This is a genomic window from Galbibacter sp., assembly GCF_048266365.1.
Classification (GTDB): Bacteria; Bacteroidota; Bacteroidia; order Flavobacteriales; family Flavobacteriaceae; genus Galbibacter.
The window spans coordinates 210670-235776 of record NZ_JBLWZP010000002.1 but is presented as its reverse complement, the minus strand read 5'-3'; the positions used below and the strand labels follow the sequence as shown (position 1 = coordinate 235776).

The following is a 25107-nucleotide window of genomic DNA, read 5'->3' as shown; positions in this document are numbered from 1 at the left end:
TTCAAATATTTTCTGTCTTAACGACAAGCATTCCATAAGGGTTCATCGGGTAGTGGGGCTGTAAATGTAAGTTGCTCTTTCTTCACAGGATGCATTAAGCTTAACGTATGGGCATGTAGATGTATGCTACCGTCTTTATTGCTACGATCGAATCCGTATTTTAAATCTCCTTTAATAGGGCAACCTATAACAGAGAGTTGAGAGCGAATTTGATGGTGTCTACCTGTTTCCAAATCTATTTCTATAAGATGATAATTATTCAAAGCCTTTAAGACCTCATAATGTAAAATCGCCTTTTTGCTATCGGGAACTTCCTTGGAATTTGCATAGGATTTGTTCTGTTTGGGATTTCTTTTCATCCAATGTTCCAAGGTTCCTTTCTCTTGTGGAGGTTTTACTTTGGTGATCGCCAAATAGGTTTTTCGAGCCTCTTTCTCTTTAAAAAGTTTATTTAGTCGAGGTAGAGCTTTGGAGGTTTTAGCAAATAACACAATGCCGGTGGTTGGTCTGTCGAGTCTATGAACAACCCCTAAATAGACATTTCCCGGCTTTTGGTATTTCTCCTTAATATAACCCTTAACAATATCCGCCAAAGGCGTATCTCTAGTCTTGTCTCCTTGTACAAGATCTCCAGCACGCTTATTGATGACAATAATGTGATTATCTTCGTAAATAACCTGGAGATTATCCTTGGTTGTTAAGCGCTTCATTTTAAATTGTATAGATTAATATTGCTCCTGATCGCTGGGGAAGTCCCTAGATTTAACGTCAGAAACATAGTTTGATATCGCATCTGTCATATCTTGGTATAAGTTCATATAACGACGTAAAAAACGAGGATTGAACTCATGAGTCATACCCAAAAGGTCATGAAGGACTAATACCTGACCGTCGACACCATTTCCGGCACCGATCCCAATAACAGGTATAGATACAGTCTCTGCTACCTCTTTGGCAAGTTTTGCTGGAATTTTTTCCAATACAATGGCAAAGCAACCTGATTTTTCTAGGAATTTTGCATCTTCTTTTAGCTTATTAGCCTCTGCTTCCTCTTTTGCTCTAACGGTATAGGTTCCAAATTTATAAATGGATTGCGGTGTAAGACCTAAGTGCCCCATTACAGGAATACCTGCGTTTAGGATTCTTTTAATCGACTCTTTAATTTCTTTTCCACCCTCCAATTTAATAGCGTGAGCCCCACTTTCTTTCATGATTCTGATTGCAGACCGCAATGCTTCTCTTGGGTCTGATTGGTAGCTTCCAAAAGGAAGGTCAACCACAACAAGAGCTCGTTGTACTCCTCGAATCACTGAACTCGCGTGATAAATCATTTGATCTAGTGTAATTGGGAGGGTTGTTTCATGCCCAGCCATCACATTACTTGCAGAATCACCAACTAAAATACAATCCACTTCGGCTCCATCTACGATTTTTGCCATGGAATAATCGTATGCAGTTAGCATGGAGATTTTTTCTCCTAGCTGCTTCATTTCAATTAATGATTTAACCGTTACTCGCTTATATTCCTTTTTTGCTACTGACATTTGCACTAAATTTTGATGTAAAATTACAGTTTAAAATAGAGATTCTCTCTAGTTATGCTAAGAATTTGTTTTGGTGGTTAGGGGTGGCAGTGTATTATTTTTTCTTTTTGGCTTCCACGAGTTCCAATTGATCTAAACTGACCTTGGTGGTGAAAATACCATAGTTTACGGTGGCCTTGTTTTTCTCTATGATATCGATGGTGCCTACAGATTTACTTTCCAAAAGACGTACCCTGTCTCCAACCTTTAAGGTTGGTCTTGGTTTTGGTGCGATTTTGGCTTGTTCTATTTTTTCTGCTTTTTCTTTCTGCTTACGTTCTCTAATCTTCTGAACTTGCTTTTGTACCTCAGTTTCAACTACTTTCTTTTTGGCGCGTTCTTTCTTTTTCACCGCTGCTGATTCTTGTTTTCGTTTGGAGTTTTCGGTTTCCACAATACGCAAGAACTCTGAAATTAAGGGTCTCTTTTTCTTGCTCATGAAATAATCTTCAGCTAAGGTATTGACCTTGTTCCCAAGGGAAATCATTCGCTGGTTGTGATCGTATAGTTGTTGGTATTTCTCTAGTTTATCTTTTATGCGAACATTGAGTTCTTCTAGTCGTTTAGCTTCCTCTCTCGCCTTGGATTGCTGGTCAATGAGATCGGTGGAGGTTTTTTCCATCTTGCTTCGCTGTTTCTGCAATTTTGCAATGGTGGCGTCAAAGCGAACTTTTCCGCGCTCAATTTTCTTTTTAGCCCTATTGATCAAGCTATAAGGGATACCATTTTTTTGGGCCACCTCAAAGGTAAACGAACTTCCAGCCTCACCTAAGACTAATTTGAATACAGGTTCCAAGGTTTTATTGTCAAAACGCATATTGGCGTTAGTGGCGAAGGGTAGTTCATTGGCTAATATTTTTAAATTTGAATAGTGGGTGGTTATAATCCCAAAAGCTTCTTTTTCATAGAAAACTTCTAAGAAGGTCTCAGCGAGTGCACCTCCGAGTTCCGGGTCACTACCTGTTCCAAATTCATCAATTAAAAATAAGGTTTTATCATTGCATTTGCGCAGGAAAAAATTCATGTTTTTCAATCTGTAACTATAAGTGCTCAGGTGATTTTCTATGGATTGATTATCACCGATATCTGTCAATATTCTATCGAAAAGACACATTGTAGATCTTTGGTGTACTGGCACTAATAGACCACTTTGAAGCATTAGTTGCAGTAGACCAACAGTTTTAAGGGTAATACTTTTCCCCCCGGCATTCGGACCGGAAATCACAATAATGCGATTCTCCTGGTGAAGCTCAATGGTTTGGGGATAGGTTTTTTTAAGACTCGCTTTATTAGAGTGATAGAGTAGTGGGTGATAAGCATCGATGAGTTCAAAGCGACGCTCGGTTGTGATCTGGGGAAGTACAGCGTTCAGCTGACGGGCGTATTTTGCTTTTGCTGCCACCGTATCGATTCGGATTAAAAATTCCTCATAGTCTATGAGCAAGCTCCTAAAAGGGCGCAGAAAGTTCGTTAATTCTCTTAATATTTTCTGTATTTCTTCCTGCTCGTCATATTCTAGGTTTGTAAGGGTGTGGCTATATTGACGAGTAGCTTCAGGTTCTATATAAACAATGCTCCCTGTTTTAGAGTTGCCTAATATAGCACCTTTGACCCGTTTGCGGTACATTGCGGTTACGGCTAATACACGCCTGTTATCAATTATGGTTTCTCGAATATCATCCAAATACCCAGCACTAGTATAGGTGCTTAAGGCTCCGCCGAAACTTTGATTTATTTTGGTGCGTACTTGAGCGATATCCCTCCTTATTTTTTGTAAATTAGAAGAGGCTGTGTCCTTGATTTCTCCAAAGCGATCGATAACCTGATGAATTTCATTTTGAAGAACTTTGGTGTATTCAATATGAGATATACTAGCGTATAGGTTAGGATAGTAGACCGTAAATTTTTTATAGCACTGTATGTGGTTGTTGACCGTTTCAGACACCAATGCGATTCTCCTAAACCCCTCAATTTCTATCAAGCTGTTTTCAACTTTCAGCAGTTTAATCTCAGGTGTGATAGCATCAAAATAATGATTTGGGATGGTGTTGTCATTCTCAAAAGAAGCGAGATATTCATTGGTTTGATTCAACGCGCTTTCAAGAGCTTCTCTATCCGTAAGCGGACTGATTTCGAGAGCTGCTTCCTTTCCTAAAACAGTAATGCAAAGGGAGGAGACCTGCTCCAGTACTGATGAAAACTCAAGGTCTTGTAAAGTTTTTGAATATATTTTGTGCATAAATGTTTGTGCCGATAGCTAATTAAGCAAGCAAATTTACTAATATTCCCCTGTTTTAACGGTAGCCTACTCCCATATTTTAATTTAATAGTGATCCCGTATGGATTCTAGGATCTGAGCCATTTTCGCCTTAAGCTCACTAGAGCTTTGACGATAGTGATTGTTCATAAAACTAAAAATCAAGGTTTTGCCTGAATTAGTCACCAAATAACCACTCAGGCAATAATTATTGCTTAAACTTCCTGTTTTGGCGTGTATATATGGTCGAGGATTTCCTTTGAAATAATGTTCTAATGTACCGCTTTCGCCGCCTGTCGGGAAAATATCGTATAGGGTTTGAGTTGGTATCTTTTGATATAACTCATTTAAAGTATACACCATGGAGGATGGGGTAAATAGGTTGTAACGGGACAAACCAGAACCATCCACCCATCTGGGTTTGTATTGAATACCTTCTAAATTGTTCTCTAAAATATACGCACGAGTTTTAGCACTACTCAGGGTGTCTCCCAGGCTAGAAGAGGACATGATAAGTAGTTGTTCTGCAATAAAGTTATCACTGACTTGCATGAGTTGTTTGTACACCGAGTCAGCTGCGATTCCATAAACGGTCTTCTTTTTTCCTGCTGGAAAATGATCTACTATTTTAATGGTTTGACCTGTTTGATTTTCCAAAATCTGTCTGATAAGGGTGCTGTCGACAATAAATGGAACTTCAATGGTGTCCTTTTGCGCGGGTGATAAGAAAAATTCATTTTTAGAAACAGCTCTACTATAAGGCGCATCTTTTAATTCGACATGTGCCCGAAGTGACTCCACAGAAACAAACAAGGAATCATTTTTATACAACCGTACAATGTTCCCGTACACGGGTAATGGACTTCGCTGGGGTGAATAATAGGCATCAAAATCATCCCACGCCCATCCAGGACCCAACGGAGTATCTTCTAGGTTGTCAGAATAAAGGTTGATGTGCTGTTGCTTTTTAAGAAAATTAATCAGAGAGCTATCCTTTAATACGGGATGTAAAGTGGCCGGGTTTCCGACACCTTTAATGTACATCTCACCATTTGCAGTGGTGTATTGCATACTAGGTAAAAACTCCGGAAGTAAACTTATGGCCGAATATAGCGTAAAAATCTTAGTGTTGCTCGCCGGGGTAAAATACTTATCGCCATTGTAATTAATTAAGGTATCACCTGAAACAGGGTCATAAACAAATAACCCGCTAAATTGATTTTCAAAAAAAGAGGTGTTCAATTCGTACCTTAGCTTCTTTGTCAATGGCTTATAGCTGGAACAACTCATAAAACACGCAATTCCGATAAGCAAAAAGTGTATCTTCTTCATAAGGTTTTAAACTAATGCAGTTCACTAAAATACTAAAACCATTAACTACAAAAGTAAATTTAATGGGAAAATTAAAAGTAAACGAGAAACTTTTAGATAAGATGTTAAAAAATATTATATATTTACAATTGCCTAAATCTTATAATTATGTTTAAAAATCCCTTTTCCTTCACTGGAAGGATACGCAGAACCGAGTTCGGTTTAAGCCTATTGTTATGTGTCCTAGGTTATTTCCTATGTTACTTAATTTCGAGTATATTGGCAGCCATATTACAAATTCATCTTGGCGAATTTTCCGTGGTCTTCTGGTTCTTATTTGTGCCCATTATATACTTTATAATTGCTCAAGGTGTTAAGAGATGTCATGATTTGGGACAAAGTGGTTGGTATCAATTGATACCATTTTACTGCCTTGTTCAGTTGTTTAAAGAAGGGGAGTCAAATGTCAATAAATTTGGCTCTAATCCTAAAGAACTTGGGAATTTTGAAACCTTGACAAGACTAGAAAACACGCACTAAATGTATTTTAACATTTAAACTTTGATTTTAACGGAAAGACAACAATTTTGTATCTTGGTATTCGTTAAATTTAAGTCAACCTAATAAAATTTTAAACCAATGGCAAGAGCTATGTTTGAATACACCAAAATGGTGTTGCATAAGGTGAGCTTCGATCCTAAATTATTTTGTAAAGAATTAGAAAAGGCCGCCTCCAGATTACTACCTTACGAAATTGATGAATTAAGAATTTGGCTTAATGCCTACATCCAAGGTAGACCAGAATTATCACAATGTTTAATCTACATTAAATAAAAAACTAAGAATTCCTATTAAAAGAGAAGTTTAAACTTCTCTTTTAATAGCGGTTGAAAATGCTTTTATAGTGTATGAGTTTTATTTCGAGATGCTTCTATTAGATACCGGGCTAATAATTTTGACATCTTGAAATGCGATGGCACCTCTGATGACACCGGTAATGATATCCTTAAGTGCATGAGTGATATGCATTTTTAATTCGCTTTTGTGATAGATTAAACTAACCTCACGAGCAGGGTTTGGTTCATTAAAAAAGCGAAGATTCAATTTCTGACTCTCACTCAGATCCATAGTATGTAAAAAAGGAAGTAGTGTCATTCCCATTCCTTCATCCGCCAATTTCATCATGGTTTCAAAACTACCGCTTTCTAAATGGAAGCGATCGTTCTTGAAATTTCTATTCTTACAAAGGTTAATGACACCTTCTCTGAAGCAATGTCCATCTTCGAGTAATAGTATGTCCTCTAAATCTAAATCCTCAATAGATACCTTTTTAACAGGATTCAGTCTGTGGTTCTGTGGGACGTATGCCACAAAAGGCTCATAATATAAAACGCTCTCTTTGATATTTGGATTCTCTAAGGGAGTAGCGGCAATAGCAGCATCTAGATAGCCATCCTCTAGCTTTTGGATAAGTACATCGGTGTTTTGCTCCTCAATTTTCAAGTTGACCTTTGGGTACTTGTTCACAAAGTTTTTTAAGAACAACGGTAGTAGCGTCGGCATAATGGTAGGAATGATTCCAATTCTGTATTCACCTCCAATAAACCCCTTTTCTTGATCTACAATATCCTGAATACGATTGGATTCATTGACTATATTCTTGGCCTGTTCCACTATTTTTTCTCCGACTGCCGTTAGTTGGATGGGTTTTTTACTTCGATCAAAAATCAAGATATCTAATTCATCTTCTAGTTTCTGTATTTGCATACTCAAGGTGGGTTGCGTCACGAAACTTTTTTCAGCGGCATGCGTAAAATTTTGGTGCTCAGCGACTGCTAGCACGTATTGTAATTGGGTAATGGTCATAGTTATTTTTTGAAAAACAAAGATAAGAAACTATTGCTAAAATCTATAATTATTTTATAATTGATATATTTAAACAATGCATAGAAGGAGCTAGTTGTGGAACGTAATGTTGAGGATTATGAAAAAATCAACGAATGTTTTAAAAGGGGCTTATGGATATGTTTCGCTAAACTCAGACAATAGATTAGTCGAGGATTGAGATAGAATCAATAATAACATTTTTTAGTGGCCATTCGTCTTCACCAGTTTTAACACCATTGATTTTATCGACTACATCCATCCCGGAACTCACCATTCCAAAGGCTGTAAATTTACCGTTAAGATGAGGAGCACCAGTTTTGGTTGTGACAATAAAAAACTCAAAGGGCGATGCGAGTTTGTGGGGATTGGTAACCTCATCACTACTAGGCATGGAAACTGTACCTCTTATGTGTTTGTGTCCTTTTTCAACATCGGGAGGTAAAAGATAAAAGCCAATACTGTCCCGTTTGCTGGCGGTCACTCTCAGATCGGTATTCCCGCCTTGAATGATAAAATCTTTGACCACTCTATGGAAGTAGGTCTTGTTAAAGTAATTCTTTGAGCTTAGGTAGATGAAGTTTGCTCTATGATAGGGCGTGTTCTTAAATAAGTCAATGGTAAAGTTCCCCATAGAGGTAAAGACCTTAACCTTAGATTGTTTATGTGTTTTTTCATATTCGAAAAAAAAAGGAATGGCGTTTTCTTCGGTTAGTAAGAATGGTTTTTTTTCCTCTTCCTTTTTAGCCCTTTCTATAATTTCTTTGGTAAAGGCTACGCTGTCTTTTATATTTTTCTGCTCAAGCGTCTTTTTTTGCTTAGGTTTTTCGTTGCAAGCGGATAAAAAAATTAATACTAATATTGTAATAGCTCTTAAATAATACTGCATATGGAATTTACGAATTTTCATGAATTAGTTTCAAAAATAAAAAATATGCCATTACCTGGAGAAGAATCTCATAATAAAATGGCACCTGAGGCAAGATTAAAGGAAATTGAGAAATGGAAATTGACTAAAAAAGTACCCAGGCAAGCTGGGGTGATTAGTTTGTTCTATCCTGATCACCAGGATCAGACGCGCCTATTGCTTATTTTGAGGAAGACCTATAATGGCGTTCATTCAAATCAAGTGGGATTCCCCGGGGGGAAGGTCGAGCTTTCAGATCGAGATATTCAAGAGACCGCATTAAGAGAAACCATGGAAGAAGTAGGAGTTGCACCTCAACAAATTCAGCTCATAAAATCTGTGACAGAACTCTTTATTCCACCGAGTAATTTTCTGGTACATCCATTTATCGGTTTAAGTAACAGTACTCCAAAGTTTGTACCGCAACAAACGGAGGTAGAGCAAATTATTGAAGTGTTGTTTTCTGATTTTATGGATGATCGACTTGAAACTTCCCAAACTTTGAGTACTTCCTATGCGCATAATATTACTGTCCCATCTTTTAAATTTAATGACTTTACTGTTTGGGGTGCCACCGCAATGATACTAAGTGAAATAAAAGACCTTTTTAAAAAGTCAATTGAACTGTAAGTTTTGTATTTTTGAGATTCCTATAATGATAACGATTTAAGATGGCTTTATTCAAAAGAAATCCTTTTGGACATATATTATTTATAAAAAAATGGTTGATTCGGATTGCGGGTGTTATGACACATCGCCGCTATCGGGGATTTAATGAGCTTCAGATTGAAGGATCGGAAATCATTAAAAATCTGCCAGATTCAGGGGTGTTGTTTATTTCAAATCACCAGACCTATTTTGCTGATGTTGTTGCGATGTTTCACGTCTTCAATGCAAGCCTTAGCGGTAGAGTTGATTCCATAAAAAATGTGAGCTACCTCTGGCAACCTAAAATGAACTTGTACTATGTCGCTGCCAAAGAAACAATGAAGTCCGGGCTTTTGCCTAAGATATTGACTTATGCTGGCTCCATAAGTATTGAGCGTACTTGGAGAGCAGGTGGAAAGGATGTGAACAGACAAGTGAAGTTTAGTGACATCTCAAATATCAGCAAAGCATTAGATGATGGTTGGGTGATCACTTTTCCACAAGGAACAACCAAACCTTGGAAGCCTATTCGCAAAGGAACTGCTCATATTATCAAACATTATAAGCCCATTGTTATTCCAGTGGTCATCGATGGTTTTCGCCGTTCCTTTGATAAAAAGGGACTTCATATTAAGAAGAAAGGAATCTTACAATCCATGGTTATTAAAGAGCCGTTAGATATTGACTACGATAATGAATCTATAGAAGAAATTGTTGAAAAGATTGAGTATGCAATTGAACAACATCCTTCATTTTTAAAGGTGATTCCCGAAGAAACAATAGCGGAAATTGAAAGTTTGAACAAAAAGCGGGAGTGGTAACTCATTAATCCTGCGATGCTATACTTCCATCTTTTTAAGTTCCTTATAATTCATTTTTAGACGCCTCATTAAGAAGCCATAAAGCAATAGGTAAATACCTAATAGTACGGCCATTACAATTGTTGTTGCAATTACCGCAACAACGAAAATGATAAGATAGTCTTTTATTTGAGCCTCTTGTACAAATACGTTCCAGCCACCTTGTTGGTCTATATACACATAGATAAGTGTGAAAATGGAGGCCAGTCCACCAAGTATCATATTTAAAATGATATATAGCCTCACGGTACGACGTGCTTTCATTATGCTCTCCAATAAGCCCTTCACTGAGGAAGTCGTAGAGATGTTTTTGTAATTTTGAAAGAACCGGTATACAAAAAACAGTAGTACAGGTATGGAGAGATAAGAAAAGTAATTAATGTATTCGGGGAGCTGGATCTGCCTCCCAACACTAGGGTGATAAAACAAGATAATTAGAATCCCTAAGCCTAGTTCTATTATACTGATATAAAAGATCCATCGCACTGAAGATGATGATTTCTTGAGCATCATCTTATATATATCTTCATAGGAAAGATTTGGAAGATTCTTCTCCCTTTTCTGCCAATCCTTTTTTAATAAATCAAGCTCTTCCATCAGGGATTAAGTATATTTTTAAGTTTCTTTTTTATTCTGTTCATTTTAACTCGGGCATTAATTTCACTGATACCGATTGTTTCTGAAATTTCACGGTAATTCTTATCTTCTAGGTATAAGAATACCAATGCCTTTTCAATGTCGTTGAGCTGCTTAATTGCATCGTACATCAGGGCTAATTGCTGTTCTTCTGTGTCATCATAATCAATCGCTTTAACCTTGTACAGCAGTGGATCTAATTTATCCGTGTGTGGTTGTCGTTTGGTTTTTCTGTATAAGGTAATCGCAGTGTTTAGCGATATTCTGTACATCCAAGTGCTAAATTTAGCCTCACCACGAAATTTGGGATAAGCCTTCCATAGTTGTATGGTGATTTCCTGAAACAAATCTTTGTGCGCGTCGGTACAATCCGTATATATCTTACATATTTTATGCACGATATTTTGGTTTGCTTCCAATTCACTTACAAACTTATGTTCTAGGTCTTGTGTCAATGTTGAGATAGATGTTTTAATATTAGTAGCCAACTTGTGTGTAATGTTACAAAAATATTCAACTGATTTGTAGGTGGTAACAGAAAATAAATTGTAGCATATACAGTAACCTAATTAGTGAATCTCGGTGTTTTGCCAATATATTGGAAGTAATGACAGCGGCTTGGAGGCTCTTTTATACGGTTTTATACTATATGTTGTGACAGTTTGTCATTTTTAAATCCATGGCACAAAGATTGAATTTTGTATTGCGAATTAAAAGAATTTTCAAACACTATAAAAATATAAACATGAGTAAAATTATTGGTATAGATTTAGGTACAACCAACTCTTGCGTTTCTGTGATGGAAGGAAACGAACCAGTGGTAATACCTAATGCTGAAGGAAAGCGAACTACCCCTTCTGTAATCGCTTTTGTTGATGGTGGAGAAATAAAGGTTGGAGATCCAGCTAAACGTCAGGCGGTAACCAACCCTAATAAGACCATATATTCCATCAAACGTTTTATGGGAAATAGGTATTCAGAATCTGAAAAAGAAGCCTCCAGAGTTCCTTATAAAGTAGTAAAAGGTGATAATGATACCCCGAGAGTAGATATTGATGGACGTTTATACACGCCACAAGAGTTGTCTGCCATGATTCTTCAGAAAATGAAAAAAACAGCTGAGGATTATCTTGGACAGGATGTTTCTCGTGCTGTGATCACGGTTCCTGCATATTTCAATGACTCTCAGCGTCAAGCAACTAAAGAGGCTGGAGAGATTGCTGGATTGATAGTAGAGCGCATTATTAATGAGCCTACTGCAGCTGCACTAGCTTATGGTCTTGACAAAAAAGGTCAAGATCAAAAAGTTGTTGTCTTTGACTTTGGTGGAGGTACTCACGATGTATCTATCTTGGAGTTAGGAGATGGAGTATTTGAAGTATTGTCTACTGACGGTGATACTCACCTTGGTGGTGATGATGTCGATGAAAAAATCATCGACTGGTTGGCTGACGATTTTAAGGCTGAAGAGGATGTAGATTTAAGAAAAGATTCTATCGCTTTACAACGTCTAAAAGAAGCGGCTGAAAAAGCGAAAATAGAACTTTCTTCTGCAAGCCAAACAGAAATTAACTTGCCATATATTACTGCAACTGCAAGCGGACCTAAGCACTTAGTAAAAAGTCTTACACGTGCTAAGTTCGAGCAATTGATCAGTGATTTGGTAGCTAGAACAATTAAGCCTTGTGAGTCAGCTATTAAAAATGCTGGTATTTCAAAAAGTGAAATCGATGAAATTATACTTGTAGGGGGATCCACTAGAATTCCAGCAGTAGTAGAAGCTGTTGAGAAGTTCTTTGGTAAGAAGCCTTCTAAAGGAGTGAATCCTGATGAAGTTGTAGCTGTAGGTGCTGCAATTCAAGGGGGAGTATTGACTGGAGATGTTAAGGATGTATTGTTGTTGGATGTAACACCATTATCATTAGGTATTGAAACCATGGGTGGTGTAATGACTAAACTTATTGAGGCCAATACAACTATTCCTTCTAAAAAATCTCAGGTGTTCTCAACTGCTGCTGATAATCAACCTTCTGTTGAAATCCATGTGATTCAAGGAGAGCGTTCTATGGCATCGGACAACAAAACTATCGGACGTTTCCATTTAGACGGTATTCCACCGGCACAAAGAGGGGTTCCACAGATTGAAGTAACCTTTGACATCGATGCCAACGGTATTATCAATGTATCGGCAAAAGATAAAGGAACAAACAAAGAGCAAAACATCAGAATTGAGGCTTCTTCAGGATTGACAGACGAAGAAATCGAAAAAATGAAAAGAGAAGCGGAAGCTAATGCTGAAGCGGATCAAAAAGCTAAAGAGAAAGTTGATAAACTCAACGAAGCAGATAGCATGGTTTTCCAAACTGAGAAGCAGCTTAAAGAATTTGGTGATAAATTATCAGCTGATAAGAAAAAACCAATTGAAGACGCTTTAGAGGAATTGAAAAAAGCTCATGCATCTCAAGATGTAGAGCAAGTTCAACCTGCTTTAGATAAGATCAATGAAGCTTGGAAAGTAGCTTCTGAAGAAATGTATAAAGCTACAGCAGACGCGCAACAAAATGGTGCTGCAGCTGGTGCTGAAAATACAGAGGCTTCTAAAGAAGGAGATAACGTACAAGACGTTGACTTCGAAGAAGTGAAATAATAGCTGATGGGCATAGCCTAATTAGGTTATAAACAATCATAGATAAAAAAGAATCTCGGGGCATTGCTTCGAGATTTTTTTTTGAATACGGGTCGTTAGTAAAATCTTCTGATGATTATCCTAAGGATGGTTAGTTTAGTGTTCGACCTCAAAAGAGTAGTCTATGTGGTTTACCTACAAAAACGATATACTAACATCCGAAGGAACAGTAAAATATTTTGTGTTTTTTGGGGAACATAGCTAGAAAAATAATTTTCAAATTCATGGGTGTAAAAATCGTTATTACAATCTACCCGAGAATATATATTCTAATAAAAAACAAGTTTATATGCCACTTTTTTTCAGAGTTGATTGGGGATAGATGCCTCCCTTTTTTTATAATTTTAGTAATGAAGATGTCTTTAGGATCAGTTGCTCAGCGGTATTGTAAACATAAACTTGAAATATGTACAAAGGTTATTCCTTCTTTTCAATTTATGTAATAGACCTAGGGTTCAATTGTCGAAAGTCCGGAATGAATTTTCTAATACGGGTCTTATTCTCTTCAATGAACCCTGGCTTGACGGTGTAGGATACGAGTGCTGTAATTATTGATTTTGGTTGAATCAATACTTTGGAAAATAAAAATAAGTGCTGTGAAAAAAAGCTACAAATGAAGTTGCGTATTGAACTAGCGCTTCTTTTTGTTGAGCATACGGACTCCTATTTCCTTTATTATCCAAATCACAATTCCGAAAATTGCTAGAATTTTAGCGATTTCTAATATCCATAAGTTCGAGGTCATAATCGTATCTTTTTTTAATATTAATTTACCAATCCAGGTATCCGGATGGTTATTGTATGTATACGATGATATAAACGGGAAAGGTTGCTTATAAGTTGTGGTTTATGATGATATTTAACACATTTTAATATATATTTAACGATACTGGAGAAGAGTCCTACCTGATATTCGTTGTTTAATTAATCCGTGTTAAAATGGAAGTATTAGGAAAAAGATACTAACTACCATTCACCTTTTAAAATGCCGTAACAGCATGTGTTTCTTTTATACCCATCATTTAGGTAAACGTTTTGTCTCAGTACGCCTTCAAGCTGAGCACCTAACTTTTCTACCGCTTTTCGGGAGCGAATATTTCGTTGATCTATTCGGAATTCGACCTTTTCAAATTCCATTTTCTGAAATGCATAATTGATCATCAACTTTTTCATTGATGTGTTTAGGCCGGTACCTTGAAATTCTTTACCTATCCAGGTAGCCCCGATGTGTAAAACCTTGTTGTGCCAATCGATATTCATAAAGCGTGTGCTACCTGCATACCGCTGGGTTGTTTTATCGTATATTATAAAAGGAACAGCCAAATCCTTTTCACATTGTTCCAGTGCGAACTCCACATAAGTTGTCAACGCCTGAAAAGTAGAAATATCAGAGGGTGAATATTTAAGCAAATCTCTATCCGAGGAAATGGCATATAGATTTTTGAAATTATCCAGACTTAAGGGTTCCAGTTTTACAATTTCGTTTTGTAAGGTCGGTATATTCATCAACGTTTGTTGTATTTTTGTGTGTCCAAAAATAGTAATATGCAAATTGATAAGGAAAAGATTTTAGCAACGATTAACCAAAGGTGTAAAAATACACTAATGGAAACCCTTGAAATTGAATACATCGAAATTGGTGAAGATTACCTGGTTGCCAAGATGCCTGTTACTCCCAAGGTACATCAGCCTGACGGTGTTTTACATGGTGGAGCCTCCGTAGCGCTGGCTGAAAGCGTTGGTAGTGCTGCTTCATTTTTGTTCTTAAACACAAAAGACTTTATGATTCGCGGTATTGAAATCAGCGCCAATCACCTTAAAAGTATTAAAGAAGGTGATGTATACGCCACGGCCAGATACATACATAAGGGTCGAACCACCCAGTTGTGGGAGATTAAAATCACTGACCAACAGGACAATATTGTTTCGATTTGTAAATTAACGACTATCCGATTGCCAAAATCTAACTAGTGCCATGACTCTTTCTGGTAATGTTTTTTTTCAAGAAGCCTCTGATCATTACGATAGGGAGCTACCTTTTGTAGTATACAAATACCCTAATCAGTCGCATATCCATGGACTGTTACAATCCAGTGATCAACTTCATAAATTGGATCATATGGAACAAGAAGGCTTTGTAATGGTTCCATTTATAGGGAAAGCAGAAGCTGTTATTATTCCTAAAGCTACCTCTAAGGAACTATTATGTGAATTGTCTAGTGTGCAAAATGGACCTACAACAGCTGCTCTACAGCTTGAGTATTTGGATAAACAGGAACATATGGCCCTTGTAAATAAGGGGATCAAGGCGATCAAAAATGGAAGCTTTCAAAAAGTAGTACTGTCAAGAGAACAACATATTGCTCTTCCTGATTTGGATTGTATCGGGCTTTATAAAAATTTAGTTTTACGCTACCCCCATGCTTTTTGTTATCTCTGGTATCATCCTAAAGTAGGGCTTTGGATGGGCGCTAGCCCAGAAACGCTAATCGAAGTAGATAATCAAAATGTGAATACTATGGCCCTAGCCGCCACGGTAGGTGATATAGGGCAAACTGAGATACACTGGGGGGTGAAAGAAGAGCAGGAGCAAGCACTGGTTACTGTAGCTATTTTGGATGCTTTAAAAGACTACTGTAGCGATATTAAGGTGTCAGAGGTGCAAACCGTTAAGGCTGCTAACCTCTACCACTTACAGACCAAATTAACAGCGAGATTGAGTGGTGATTTAGGCGGACTAGTAGATAAGCTTCACCCTACACCAGCGGTATGTGGTCTGCCGAAATTAGCCGCTTCAGATTTTATTCTAGAAAACGAGTATTATAACCGCAGTTATTATACAGGTTATTTGGGAACCTTAAACATGGAACAACAAGCCAAGCTATACGTGAATTTGCGATGTATGCAATATCTTAAGCAGCAATTAGTACTTTATGTTGGCGGAGGAATTACCATAGATTCTGTGCCTGAATTAGAGTGGGAGGAGACCGTGAACAAAGGGAAGACTATTTTGAATGTGGTCACCGGCACCCTATAATTTACCGCCTTATTTATCGATAAACGCGCTAATTTTGAGTATTTTTGTTACCTCAATTAGGCAATCATAAATGAAGAGATCCAGCATAGCTTTAGCACAAACGGTTACGCAATTGTGCAAATTAAAAAAGATTCAACATATAATTATTTCCCCTGGTAGTCGTAATGCACCTTTGACTATAAGTTTCACTGAGGATCCTTATTTTAAGACTTACAGTGTAGTAGATGAGCGTTCTGCCGGCTTTTTTGGCTTGGGAATTGCCCAACAAATCAAGCAACCGGTGGCCTTGGTTTGTACTTCAGGTTCAGCTCTTTTAAACTATTATCCAGCGATTTCTGAGGCTTTTTATAGTGATATCCCTCTAATTGTACTCTCAGCTGATCGACCTACCTCAAAGATCGATATAGGAGATGGTCAAACCATTCGTCAGGATCGTGTGTATGACCGACATATTATATACTCGGCCAACTTAAAGGAAGACAACGCAGTTTACGATGGTAAAACAACTGCTCCTGAAAGGAAGTACAATGCTTTTCAAAGTGAAAATGAGCAGCAGATAAACCTTGCTATAAATACTGCCATTTTAGAAAATGGTCCAGTACATATCAATATACCATTTGAAGAACCCTTATACCATAGTGTGGATCAGCAATTGGTTTTTCCTGAAGTTATCCCTGCAGTGGTTACGGACAGTCAAATCACTTCTGATGAAGTCGCGCCTTATGCTAAAATTTGGAATTCGGCGAAAAAGAAAATGATTTTAGTTGGGGTGAATTCACCTGATGAAATTGATGTGGAACTATTAGAAAAACTAGGTGATGATGCCAGTGTGATTGTCTTTACAGAAACCACTTCTAATTTACACCATTTCAACTTTTTTCCAAACATCGATAAGATTATAGCGCCTTTGGAATACAGCCAAGAAGTTGAAACTTATTTTAAGGAATTGCAGCCGGAGGTATTACTAACTTTTGGAGGACTAGTCGTTTCCAAAAAGATAAAAGCATTTTTACGCAACTATTCACCGAAGTATCATTGGCATATTGACCCTAAGAAGGCCTACAATACTTTTTTTTGCTTGGAACGACATTTTAAAATGAAACCAACGACATTTTTAAAAATTTTTCTACCGCAAGTAAAAGCGAGTGCTACTGGCCAACGGCAGAAATGGTTAAAGGTCAAAGCGCAGCGTAGTGTTGCTCACAAACACTATGTGGCCCAATTACCTTTTTCAGACTTTAGTGTGTACGAACGTGTGTTAAAGACCATACCGGATCAGTATCAATTGCAATTGAGTAATAGCTCTACCATTCGTTACGCACAATTATTTCAGTTAAATGACAAGCTACAGGTGTTCTGTAACAGGGGTACCAGTGGGATTGACGGAAGTATTAGCACCGCAGTGGGCGCTGCTGTAGCAAGTGATCGTCCTGTGCTCATGATCACTGGTGATCTGAGTTTCTTTTATGATTCTAATGCCTTGTGGAATAATTACATTCCATCCAACTTTAGGGTGATTGTAATCAATAACCAAGGTGGAGGTATTTTTAGGATACTACCAGGGGATAAAAACACGGATGCTTTTACGACTTATTTTGAAACTAAACATTCCTTGAACGCTAAAGGTATTTGTGAAACATTTGGGGTAGGTTATCAAAGTGCCTCTAAGCTAGAAGAACTGGAAGAGCAATTGGTAGAATTCTACAGTCCTTCGCAGAATCCGAAATTATTAGAAATTCATACGCCAAGATTGCTCAATGACGAGATATTACTCGGATATTTCAAATTTCTGGCTGAAAATTAATTTATTTCGTAGTCCACAGGGGTAGAATAGTGGAATGATCGAGTTAAGTAGAATTTAAATTTATACCTTTAATGTACCATAAAATTTAAATTATGAATATACCACAGATAACTTCACCCCGCGTTGTAATAATAGGTGGAGGCTTTGGCGGAATTGCCTTAGCTAAGAAACTGGCAAAACGGGAAGTTCAGGTGGTGATGTTGGACAAGCATAACTACCATACCTTTCAACCTTTATTATATCAAGTGTCTACAGGTGGACTCGAGCCTGATTCTATAGCATATCCGATTCGTAAAATCGTAAGCAGGTACCCTAACTTTTATTTTAGATTGGCCAATGTAACTAATATTGATCCTGATGCTAAAAAGATAGAGACTGATATAGGGCCTTTGAAGTATGATTATTTAGTTTTAGCTACAGGTTCTAAGACTAATTTCTTTGGAAATAAAGAGATTGAGATTAACAGTATGATCATGAAGACTGTGCCTGATGCACTTAATCTTCGCAGCTTAATCCTACAGAATTTTGAAAAAGCTTTACTCACTGATAGTCTTGATGAACAGGATTCTTTAATGAATTTTGTAATCGTTGGTGGCGGCCCTACAGGGGTTGAGCTGGCGGGAGCCTTGGCTGAAATAAAAAAAGGAATACTTCCAAAAGACTATCCTGATTTGGATACCAGAAGGGCTCAAATCAATATTGTACAATCTTCAGAACGGGTACTAGATGGCATGAGTGAAATCGCATCTCAAAAGGCTGAAGAGTTTTTAGAAAAAATGGGCGTGAACATCTGGAAAGATACTCTAGTTACTGGCTACGATGGTGATATTGTATCTACCAATACTGATTTAACCTTTAGGACAGCTACTCTGATATGGGCAGCAGGAGTAGAGGGAGATTTGATCGATGGTCTGAAAACCTCTGAGTGTTTAATGCCGGGAAATCGTCTTAAAGTCAATGCGTATAATCAAGTAACTCATTATAAAAGCATTTATGCCATTGGTGATATTGCATGCATGGCAAGTAAAGAAAACCCTAGAGGGCATCCTATGGTGGCCCAAGTGGCTATTCAACAGGGAACACATCTAGGAGAAAACTTGTTGAAAATTTTAGCTAAAAAAAATGACCTTAAGCCTTTTGTTTACAAAGATAAAGGAACCATGGCTACCATTGGCAGAAATAAGGCGGTAGTGGATCTTAAGCATTGGAAGTTCCAAGGGTTCTTTGCTTGGTTTGTATGGATGTTTGTGCATTTATTGTCTTTGATTGGATTTAGAAATCGTGCGATTGTCTTCGTAAATTGGGTATATAATTATATTAGGTTTGATAGGGCAGCACGACTTATTATCAGACCTTATAAAAAAGAACTTCAAATTAAAAACATAAAAGTAAAGACAAAAGAGCCGGCAAAAGTAACCACTACATAGAAGTCGGACGTTTTTCAAGGGTAGATAAATTGTAATAGATTTAGTATTGCTTGTAATTATCAATGATTTGAATATATTGACATTGTTAAAAATTGTTTAGATTGTGAGTTATGGCAGATTTGATACGTATATATGAAGAGAACCCAAATCCTAGGGAAATTGAGAAGGTGGTTAATGTGCTTCGAAGTGGAGGTCTAGTGATCTATCCTACAGATACAGTTTACGGCCTTGGGTGTGATATCACCAACACAAAGGCTTTAGAAAAAATTGCGCGTATAAAAGGGGTCAAGCTTGAAAAGGCTAACTTCTCTTTTATTTGCGCAGATTTGAGTAATCTGTCAGATTATGTGAAACAGATTGATACAGCTACTTTTAAAATTTTAAAAAGAGCTTTACCCGGACCCTATACTTTTATTCTTCCAGGTAGCAATAAACTTCCAAAAGTATTTAAAAAGAAAAGAACAGTGGGGATTAGAGTTCCAGATAATGCAATCGCACTGAGCCTGGTTCAAAAACTTGGGAATCCTATTGTTTCTACTTCCATCTATGATGAGGATGAATTGATCGAGTATACTACCGACCCTGAACTTATTCATGAAAAATGGGATAATTTGGTGTCTATTGTTATCGATGGGGGATATGGTGACAACGTTGCCTCTACGGTAATTGATCTTTCAGAGTCAACGCCGACCGTTGTTCGTCAAGGTAAGGGATCTCTTGATGTAATCAATTAATTATTTTGGAATTAAAAAGCATACTCTTTATTGGATTTGTGTGGCCAGAGGCTAGTTCGTCGGCTGCGGGTAGTCGAATGATGCAACTCATAGGATACTTTCAAGCCTTAGGGGCTAAAGTAACCTTTGCAAGTGCTGCAAATCCAGGGGAACACCCCAGCGATCTAGAGGCTATTGGAGTGACAACTGTACCCATAGCATTAAATCATAGTAGTTTTGATAACTTTATTATTGCCTTAAACCCAACCGTGGTTGTCTTCGATCGTTATATGACCGAGGAGCAATTTGGATGGAGAGTTGCAGCTCATTGCCCAGACTGTGTTCGTATTTTAGACACCGAAGATCTACATTCCTTAAGAGCGGTCAGACAACAATGTGTCAAGGATGATCTGCAGCTTACTAATGACTTGCTCTTAGGAAATGAATTGTCTAAAAGAGAGCTTGCCAGTATATTTCGTTCGGATCTCAGTTTAATTATTTCTGAGTTTGAGATGGAACTTCTAAAAGAGCTATATGGCGTATCAACCGATTTGCTTTGTTACCTTCCCTTGGTTGTAGAGGCCAAGGCTAGTGAGAATGTGGAATGGGAGTCGAAAAAGGACTTTGTGTTTATTGGCAATTTTATTCATGCACCCAATTGGGATGCTGTATTGAATTTAAAAAATAATATTTGGCCACTGATCCATCAAAAGCTCCCTGGGGTAAAACTTCACATCTACGGCGCATATGCTTCGGCAAGGGTCAATCAACTTCACAATGAGCAGAGTGGATTCCTCGTGCATGGTTGGGCAGAGAGAGCTTCCACAGTTTTTGAATCCGCTAGGATATGCCTAGCGCCATTGCGTTTTGGTGCCGGAATCAAAGGGAAGCTTCTTGAGACTATGTATTATGGAACGCCTAATGTGACAACCTCAATTGGCGCTGAAGGGATACAAGGAGAAATGCCATGGGGTGGGGCGGTAGAAGATAGCTGGGAGTTGTTCTCAATGGCTGCTGTGCAATTGTATAATGATAAGGCCTTTTGGGAGCAATCACAGAAAAATGGATATGCCATACTTAGAGAACGATTCGATAAGAAGGTTCATTTTAATGCATTCATAAGTAGACTTCAACATGTTTTGTCACATCTAAAGAATAACCGAAATAAGAACTTTATAGGAGGTATGTTGATGCAACAAACCACTGCAGCCAGTAAGTATATGGCAAAATGGATAGAGGCTAAAAACAAAAGCAATCCAAAGCCTTAAGTAAACAAGTTTGTCAATTCTTTGGTGAGTCTTATCACTCGTTTGGAGGTTCTATCAATTAGGCACCAGTCGGCAGTAGACCTGAGAATAAGTTTATTTTCTTGATTATGTATTTCCACAACACGAACAGAGATCGGTCCATGTGCGTCTTTGATAAAGGTTTTGAGATATAGTGTTTCCCCTAGAAATGCCTGACCTTTGTATTCAATATAATTACTGCGGACCATCCAGATGTATTTATCCAGCATTTCAGTTGTGGCTTCCGTTTGCCAGTGCTCTTTAGCAATGTCTTGTACCCACTCGAGATAGCGCACGTTATTCACGTGATCCAGGTCATCTAGATCTTCCTTCTTTACGACAATGGTCTTGGTATAATGTTTCAATATATTATATTGTAATTAGATATTCTTTCAAGTGCTATTTTTCTTTGATGGTAACTTCAAATAACTTGTCCCAATTCTTACCCGTTACGAAGAAAGTTTTGGTTTTTGGATTATAGGCGATTCCGTTGAGTACATCTAAATCAGGATGTTGTTTTACCTTGCTTTTTAATCCTCGAAAATCAATTACACCAATAATAGCGCCCGTTTGAGCATCGATTATCATAGCGCTGTCCCTAAGGTATACATTTGCATAAATCTTACCATCTACATACTCTAATTCATTCGCTCTGTTGAAAACTGAGGTGTTGGTGACTGTTTCAATAAAACCTACTTCTTGAAGCGTCTTTGGATCCAATAACCATATTTTATCACTGCCGTCACTTTTGTAGATGTGTTTTTGTTCCGGATCATGGGTTAGTCCCCAGCCTTCTTTACTTTTATCGTATTGAAAAGTATCTAATTGCTTAAAGGTGTTTAAATCAAACACAAAGCCTTTTTTGCCCAGCCAAGTTAACATATATACTTTTTGGTCCATAATGGTAATTCCTTCACCAAAATACATGGCATCCAGATCGATCTTCTTTAGAACCTTTCCAGTTTTGTAGTCTACCTTTCTAAGTGAAGACTCTCCTTTTCTTCCTGTACTCTCATACAAGGTGTCATTGTGAAACTCAAGTCCTTGGGTATAGGCCTCCATATCATGGGGATAAGTATTAATAATCTCAAAAGTATAAACCTTTGGTGGAGTGTTGGAAAGCACTGTGAGTTTTTCTGAAACTGAAACTGTATCACCTTCAAATTCGATGTGAGCCACAAGATTTTGAATTCCGAGCTTTTCAGTATTTAAAGTTAGTTTGTTGTTGGAAACTTCTACTTTTTTACCGTTTAAAGTATACTGTACTTGGTCAATAGTCTTGTTCTCTTTATTGACGAGCTCAATTTCAATAACCTTTCCTTGCTGAATTTCCTTGTTTGGACTAACAATCGACATGGAAAACAGCTTGTCTTTTTGTGACTTGTTGGAATTACAACTTCCTGCTGTTAGGATTAAAAAACTGACGATGAATAACTTGGATAAATACATGGGCCATACAAAATTTAAAGCAAGATATTTAATAAAATTAAGATAGTAAAATAATTGCTTAAAGATAAAAAGTTTGTATTTTTGCACCGGCAAGTCCTACACGACCAGCTCCTGTAGAACCCCCCAGGGCGGGAACGCAGCAAGGGTATATGGTCGTAGCGGTGCGATGTAGGTAGCTTGCCATTTTTTGTACCCATAAGTGAACGATTTCTCAGCCACTTAATTCCTCCGTATTAACCCTTTCGATAATGATTTGTAAAGAATGGCAAAAAACTTCTGTAATAAGGGTATTAAATTATAACTTTGTAGTAACAATTTGTTTTTTATAGGAGTAGTAGAAAACTCTATATTATATTTACAGGATATTAATTTTAACAACAATAGAAGCTATGAAATTTTTTATAGACACAGCAAATCTCGATCAAATAGCCGAAGCGCAAGCATTAGGAGTTTTGGACGGTGTAACTACTAATCCATCTCTTATGGCTAAGGAAGGTATTGTCGGACGTGACAACATCTTAAAACATTATGTTGATATATGTAACATCGTTGAAGGAGATGTATCAGCAGAGGTTATTGCTACCGATTTCGATGCCATGATTAAAGAAGGGGAGGAGTTAGCAGAACTACACGAGCAAATCATTGTGAAAATTCCTATGATTAAAGATGGTGTTAAAGCCATGAAATATTTTTCAGATAAGGGTATTAAAACTAACTGTACTCTAGTATTCTCTCCAGGACAAGCACTCTTGGCTGCAAAAGCCGGAGCGGCTTATGTATCTCCGTTCATCGGAAGATTGGATGATATTTCAACAGACGGGTTAAACCTTATTGCTGAAATTCGTCAAATTTATGATAATTATGGATTCGAAACTGAAATTTTAGCAGCTTCGATTCGTCACACTATGCATGTAATTGATTGTGCTAAATTAGGAGCGGATGTTATGACCGGGCCATTGTCAGCCATTACAGGATTGTTAAATCACCCATTGACTGATATCGGTTTAGCGAAATTCCTTGCTGATTACCAAAAAGGTAATTAATAACATAAAAACGAAAACGGATTCTTGACACTTATAGTTCAAGATTGAAGATTAATACAAGGCTTGCAGATAATGCAGGCCTTAGTTTTTTATGGACTCTAGAATGTTTTCAAGTTGTCTCGTATAGTATATGTTTGCGAAGCCCTCTTCGATTTTACCATCCTTATCTACCACAATTACTTTGTTGAGGTTTTTTATAACTAGAGTCGATAATAGCTCGTCTACATTGTCAGTTCTATATTGGTTCTCGACATCCTTAGGATCTTTAATAGAGGCGATGTTTTGTAACCAGTGAGCTTGGTCATTGTTAACATTGATGCCAATATAATCAAATTCAGGATATTTCGCTTTGAGGTTGTGAATACGCGTTAAAACGTTAGATAGGTGATTTCGTTGGTGATAGTTCCAAAAATAAAACACAGTGTTCTTTTTATAGTGATCTGTTGAGAGTGTGAGCTTTTCTCCATTTATTGTAACTAAATGAAGGGGAGGAATTTCTAATCCCTTCTGCATCTGTTGAACATTGTGATAAAACGCATCAATTTCTTCATGATGCTGGTTATGGACAGCATACTTTTTGAAAGCGGTCATGAACTCAGAATTTTCCTCCGCGTTATGTCTGGCTAACAAATATGAGAAGGCCGCGTTTCGTGTCAAATTATCGCGTACGGTCTTATTCTTGGTAACTAAACTATCGATTAATTTAAGCTTATGAATGCTGTAGTGAGTTGATCTGCTGTAATTTTGATTATGTTTTTTACAGTCATTTTTACAAGCCCCCAGAGCCATATTGTTGAAATGTGTAATCAGGTAATTGAAATATGGACTGTAATAGGTTAGTAGGCTATCGTTGTATGATATGTTTTCCCTAAAGGTGTAAAATTGGGCAGGGAGTTTTTCGATATAATCTTTACCCGTACGACGTCTGTGAATAAATGGATATTCTTCCATGTCAGTAAAATACCGATAATTGATTGCACTTTGAGCAATGTGTAAAGATAGGGGAGAAAGTGTCTGCTCTTCGTTTAAGTCTTTTAACAACTCTTGCTTCATGGCTCTTAAGGAGTCGATTTTAGCCATAAAATCTCCTGCATCTAACTCACTATATTTATTCACTGCTTTTTCTTCATCCTCGTAGATGAGAAACATATCCATCAAGAAATTATTCTTTATCGCTCCTTTTCCTGTGAAGACAAGGGATTCATCAAAATCTAGAGTGTTTAAACGAACCATTAAACTATCGCCTTTCTCAAGTACAATATATTGATACTCGTTATGATCAAAGTGATATAAGCCTTCTTTGATGTTATCAATTTGGAAGGAAAACCTATTGTCCTGATTCAGTAATGCGGAGTCTATCACGGTATTATTCCAATACAAATAGACGTGATCAGTAGTTGGGTTGACAATCTCTCCTCCGAAATAAGCGGAGGTAGGGGAGTGTGAACAACTGCAGGTCAGGGTAATAAATATCGTTAAGTAAAAGTACTTCATATAACAGCTTGATGTGTTTTCCGCACCATTTGTAACAAATCTATAAAAGCCCCCAATAGATAAATGTTAATGCAACGTTAAA

At 37.4% G+C, this 25107-nt stretch carries 24 protein-coding genes and 1 other RNA gene; 13 read left to right on the top strand and 12 right to left on the bottom strand.

The annotated features are described in order from the left end of the window. Nucleotides 1-17: 17 nt before the first annotated feature. From ACN0TV_RS03980 to ACN0TV_RS03965, 4 genes are all read right to left on the bottom strand, one after another. Nucleotides 18-710 carry an RluA family pseudouridine synthase gene (locus ACN0TV_RS03980; RefSeq protein WP_417360350.1) on the bottom strand — a complete coding sequence of 231 codons (693 nt, stop codon included), beginning with the start codon at nucleotides 708-710 and terminating at the stop codon, nucleotides 18-20. Nucleotides 711-725: 15 nt separating this feature from the next. After that, nucleotides 726-1544, bottom strand: coding sequence for a 3-methyl-2-oxobutanoate hydroxymethyltransferase (gene panB / locus ACN0TV_RS03975; RefSeq protein WP_417360348.1), 819 nt, complete (start codon nucleotides 1542-1544; stop codon nucleotides 726-728). A gap of 94 nt (nucleotides 1545-1638) precedes the next feature. Beyond that, nucleotides 1639-3822 carry an endonuclease MutS2 gene (locus ACN0TV_RS03970; protein ID WP_417360347.1) on the bottom strand — a complete coding sequence of 728 codons (2184 nt, stop codon included), beginning with the start codon at nucleotides 3820-3822 and terminating at the stop codon, nucleotides 1639-1641. 84 nt (nucleotides 3823-3906) lie between these two features. After that, nucleotides 3907-5172, bottom strand: coding sequence for a D-alanyl-D-alanine carboxypeptidase/D-alanyl-D-alanine-endopeptidase (locus ACN0TV_RS03965; protein WP_417360345.1), 1266 nt, complete (start codon nucleotides 5170-5172; stop codon nucleotides 3907-3909). 147 nt (nucleotides 5173-5319) lie between these two features. On the opposite strand from ACN0TV_RS03965, the gene ACN0TV_RS03960 reads away from it, so the two are divergent. Together ACN0TV_RS03960 and ACN0TV_RS03955 are read left to right on the top strand one after the other, a co-directional pair. Beyond that, nucleotides 5320-5691, top strand: coding sequence for a DUF805 domain-containing protein (locus tag ACN0TV_RS03960; RefSeq protein WP_417360343.1), 372 nt, complete (start codon nucleotides 5320-5322; stop codon nucleotides 5689-5691). 99 nt (nucleotides 5692-5790) lie between these two features. Further along, on the top strand, nucleotides 5791-5985 hold the full coding sequence (locus tag ACN0TV_RS03955) for a hypothetical protein (RefSeq protein WP_417360341.1): 195 nt from the start codon (nucleotides 5791-5793) through the stop codon (nucleotides 5983-5985). Between the two features lie 81 nt (nucleotides 5986-6066). Here the strand turns inward: ACN0TV_RS03955 and ACN0TV_RS03950 are convergent, their stop codons facing one another. Continuing rightward, nucleotides 6067-7017, bottom strand: coding sequence for a LysR family transcriptional regulator (locus tag ACN0TV_RS03950; protein ID WP_417360339.1), 951 nt, complete (start codon nucleotides 7015-7017; stop codon nucleotides 6067-6069). 184 nt (nucleotides 7018-7201) lie between these two features. Continuing rightward, complete coding sequence (locus ACN0TV_RS03945; RefSeq protein WP_417360337.1) at nucleotides 7202-7945, bottom strand: peptidylprolyl isomerase; 744 nt, start codon at nucleotides 7943-7945, stop codon at nucleotides 7202-7204. Between ACN0TV_RS03945 and ACN0TV_RS03940 the strand changes: the two genes are divergently transcribed. Beyond that, nucleotides 7925-8572 (top strand): NUDIX hydrolase, encoded by a 648-nt coding sequence (locus ACN0TV_RS03940; RefSeq protein WP_417360335.1) that lies wholly within the window; start codon nucleotides 7925-7927, stop codon nucleotides 8570-8572. The two genes, ACN0TV_RS03945 and ACN0TV_RS03940, sit on opposite strands and share 21 nt — an antisense overlap. 41 nt (nucleotides 8573-8613) lie before the next feature. Further along, on the top strand, nucleotides 8614-9411 hold the full coding sequence (locus ACN0TV_RS03935) for a lysophospholipid acyltransferase family protein (RefSeq protein WP_417360334.1): 798 nt from the start codon (nucleotides 8614-8616) through the stop codon (nucleotides 9409-9411). An 18-nt stretch (nucleotides 9412-9429) separates the two neighbouring features. Here the strand turns inward: ACN0TV_RS03935 and ACN0TV_RS03930 are convergent, their stop codons facing one another. Continuing rightward, nucleotides 9430-10047, bottom strand: a complete 618-nt coding sequence (locus tag ACN0TV_RS03930) for a hypothetical protein (RefSeq protein WP_417360332.1) — start codon at nucleotides 10045-10047, stop codon at nucleotides 9430-9432. Beyond that, nucleotides 10047-10541 (bottom strand): RNA polymerase sigma factor, encoded by a 495-nt coding sequence (locus ACN0TV_RS03925; RefSeq protein WP_417360330.1) that lies wholly within the window; start codon nucleotides 10539-10541, stop codon nucleotides 10047-10049. The genes ACN0TV_RS03930 and ACN0TV_RS03925 overlap by 1 nt, the downstream gene beginning before the upstream one ends. A gap of 290 nt (nucleotides 10542-10831) precedes the next feature. Here ACN0TV_RS03925 and dnaK point away from each other — a divergent pair, with 290 nt between their 5' ends. Next, the gene (dnaK, locus tag ACN0TV_RS03920; protein ID WP_417360328.1) at nucleotides 10832-12733 is read left to right on the top strand and encodes a molecular chaperone DnaK; all 1902 of its coding nucleotides are present in this window, start codon (nucleotides 10832-10834) and stop codon (nucleotides 12731-12733) included. Between the two features lie 1005 nt (nucleotides 12734-13738). Here dnaK and ACN0TV_RS03915 read toward each other — a convergent pair. Further along, entirely contained in the window at nucleotides 13739-14278 is a 540-nt protein-coding gene (locus ACN0TV_RS03915; RefSeq protein WP_417360326.1) for a GNAT family N-acetyltransferase, read from the bottom strand. Nucleotides 14279-14317: 39 nt separating this feature from the next. On the opposite strand from ACN0TV_RS03915, the gene ACN0TV_RS03910 reads away from it, so the two are divergent. The 6 genes from ACN0TV_RS03910 (at nucleotide 14318) to ACN0TV_RS03885 (ending at nucleotide 21021) form a co-directional block, all read left to right on the top strand. Further along, nucleotides 14318-14743 carry a PaaI family thioesterase gene (locus ACN0TV_RS03910; RefSeq protein WP_417360324.1) on the top strand — a complete coding sequence of 142 codons (426 nt, stop codon included), beginning with the start codon at nucleotides 14318-14320 and terminating at the stop codon, nucleotides 14741-14743. A gap of 4 nt (nucleotides 14744-14747) precedes the next feature. Next, a complete protein-coding gene (locus tag ACN0TV_RS03905; protein WP_417360322.1) occupies nucleotides 14748-15809 on the top strand; it encodes an isochorismate synthase in 1062 nt (353 codons plus the stop codon). Nucleotides 15810-15879: 70 nt separating this feature from the next. Then, nucleotides 15880-17613, top strand: a complete 1734-nt coding sequence (menD, locus tag ACN0TV_RS03900; protein WP_417360320.1) for a 2-succinyl-5-enolpyruvyl-6-hydroxy-3-cyclohexene-1-carboxylic-acid synthase — start codon at nucleotides 15880-15882, stop codon at nucleotides 17611-17613. 92 nt (nucleotides 17614-17705) lie between these two features. After that, nucleotides 17706-19040, top strand: coding sequence for an NAD(P)/FAD-dependent oxidoreductase (locus tag ACN0TV_RS03895; RefSeq protein ID WP_417360318.1), 1335 nt, complete (start codon nucleotides 17706-17708; stop codon nucleotides 19038-19040). 110 nt (nucleotides 19041-19150) lie between these two features. Beyond that, nucleotides 19151-19774 (top strand): L-threonylcarbamoyladenylate synthase, encoded by a 624-nt coding sequence (locus ACN0TV_RS03890; RefSeq protein ID WP_417360316.1) that lies wholly within the window; start codon nucleotides 19151-19153, stop codon nucleotides 19772-19774. Nucleotides 19775-19779: 5 nt separating this feature from the next. Then, complete coding sequence (locus tag ACN0TV_RS03885; protein ID WP_417360315.1) at nucleotides 19780-21021, top strand: glycosyltransferase family 4 protein; 1242 nt, start codon at nucleotides 19780-19782, stop codon at nucleotides 21019-21021. Here ACN0TV_RS03885 and ACN0TV_RS03880 read toward each other — a convergent pair. Then, nucleotides 21018-21404 (bottom strand): acyl-CoA thioesterase, encoded by a 387-nt coding sequence (locus ACN0TV_RS03880; RefSeq protein WP_417360313.1) that lies wholly within the window; start codon nucleotides 21402-21404, stop codon nucleotides 21018-21020. The two genes, ACN0TV_RS03885 and ACN0TV_RS03880, sit on opposite strands and share 4 nt — an antisense overlap. A 34-nt stretch (nucleotides 21405-21438) precedes the next feature. Further along, complete coding sequence (locus ACN0TV_RS03875) at nucleotides 21439-22488, bottom strand: glutaminyl-peptide cyclotransferase (protein WP_417360311.1); 1050 nt, start codon at nucleotides 22486-22488, stop codon at nucleotides 21439-21441. Between the two features lie 87 nt (nucleotides 22489-22575). Here ACN0TV_RS03875 and ffs point away from each other — a divergent pair. Beyond that, nucleotides 22576-22674, top strand: an RNA gene (gene ffs / locus ACN0TV_RS03870) — signal recognition particle sRNA small type. A 203-nt stretch (nucleotides 22675-22877) separates the two neighbouring features. Next, nucleotides 22878-23531, top strand: coding sequence for a fructose-6-phosphate aldolase (gene fsa, locus ACN0TV_RS03865; RefSeq protein ID WP_417360309.1), 654 nt, complete (start codon nucleotides 22878-22880; stop codon nucleotides 23529-23531). Between the two features lie 81 nt (nucleotides 23532-23612). Here the strand turns inward: fsa and ACN0TV_RS03860 are convergent, their stop codons facing one another. Further along, nucleotides 23613-25025 (bottom strand): TlpA family protein disulfide reductase, encoded by a 1413-nt coding sequence (locus ACN0TV_RS03860; RefSeq protein WP_417360307.1) that lies wholly within the window; start codon nucleotides 25023-25025, stop codon nucleotides 23613-23615. Nucleotides 25026-25107 lie beyond the last annotated feature (82 nt).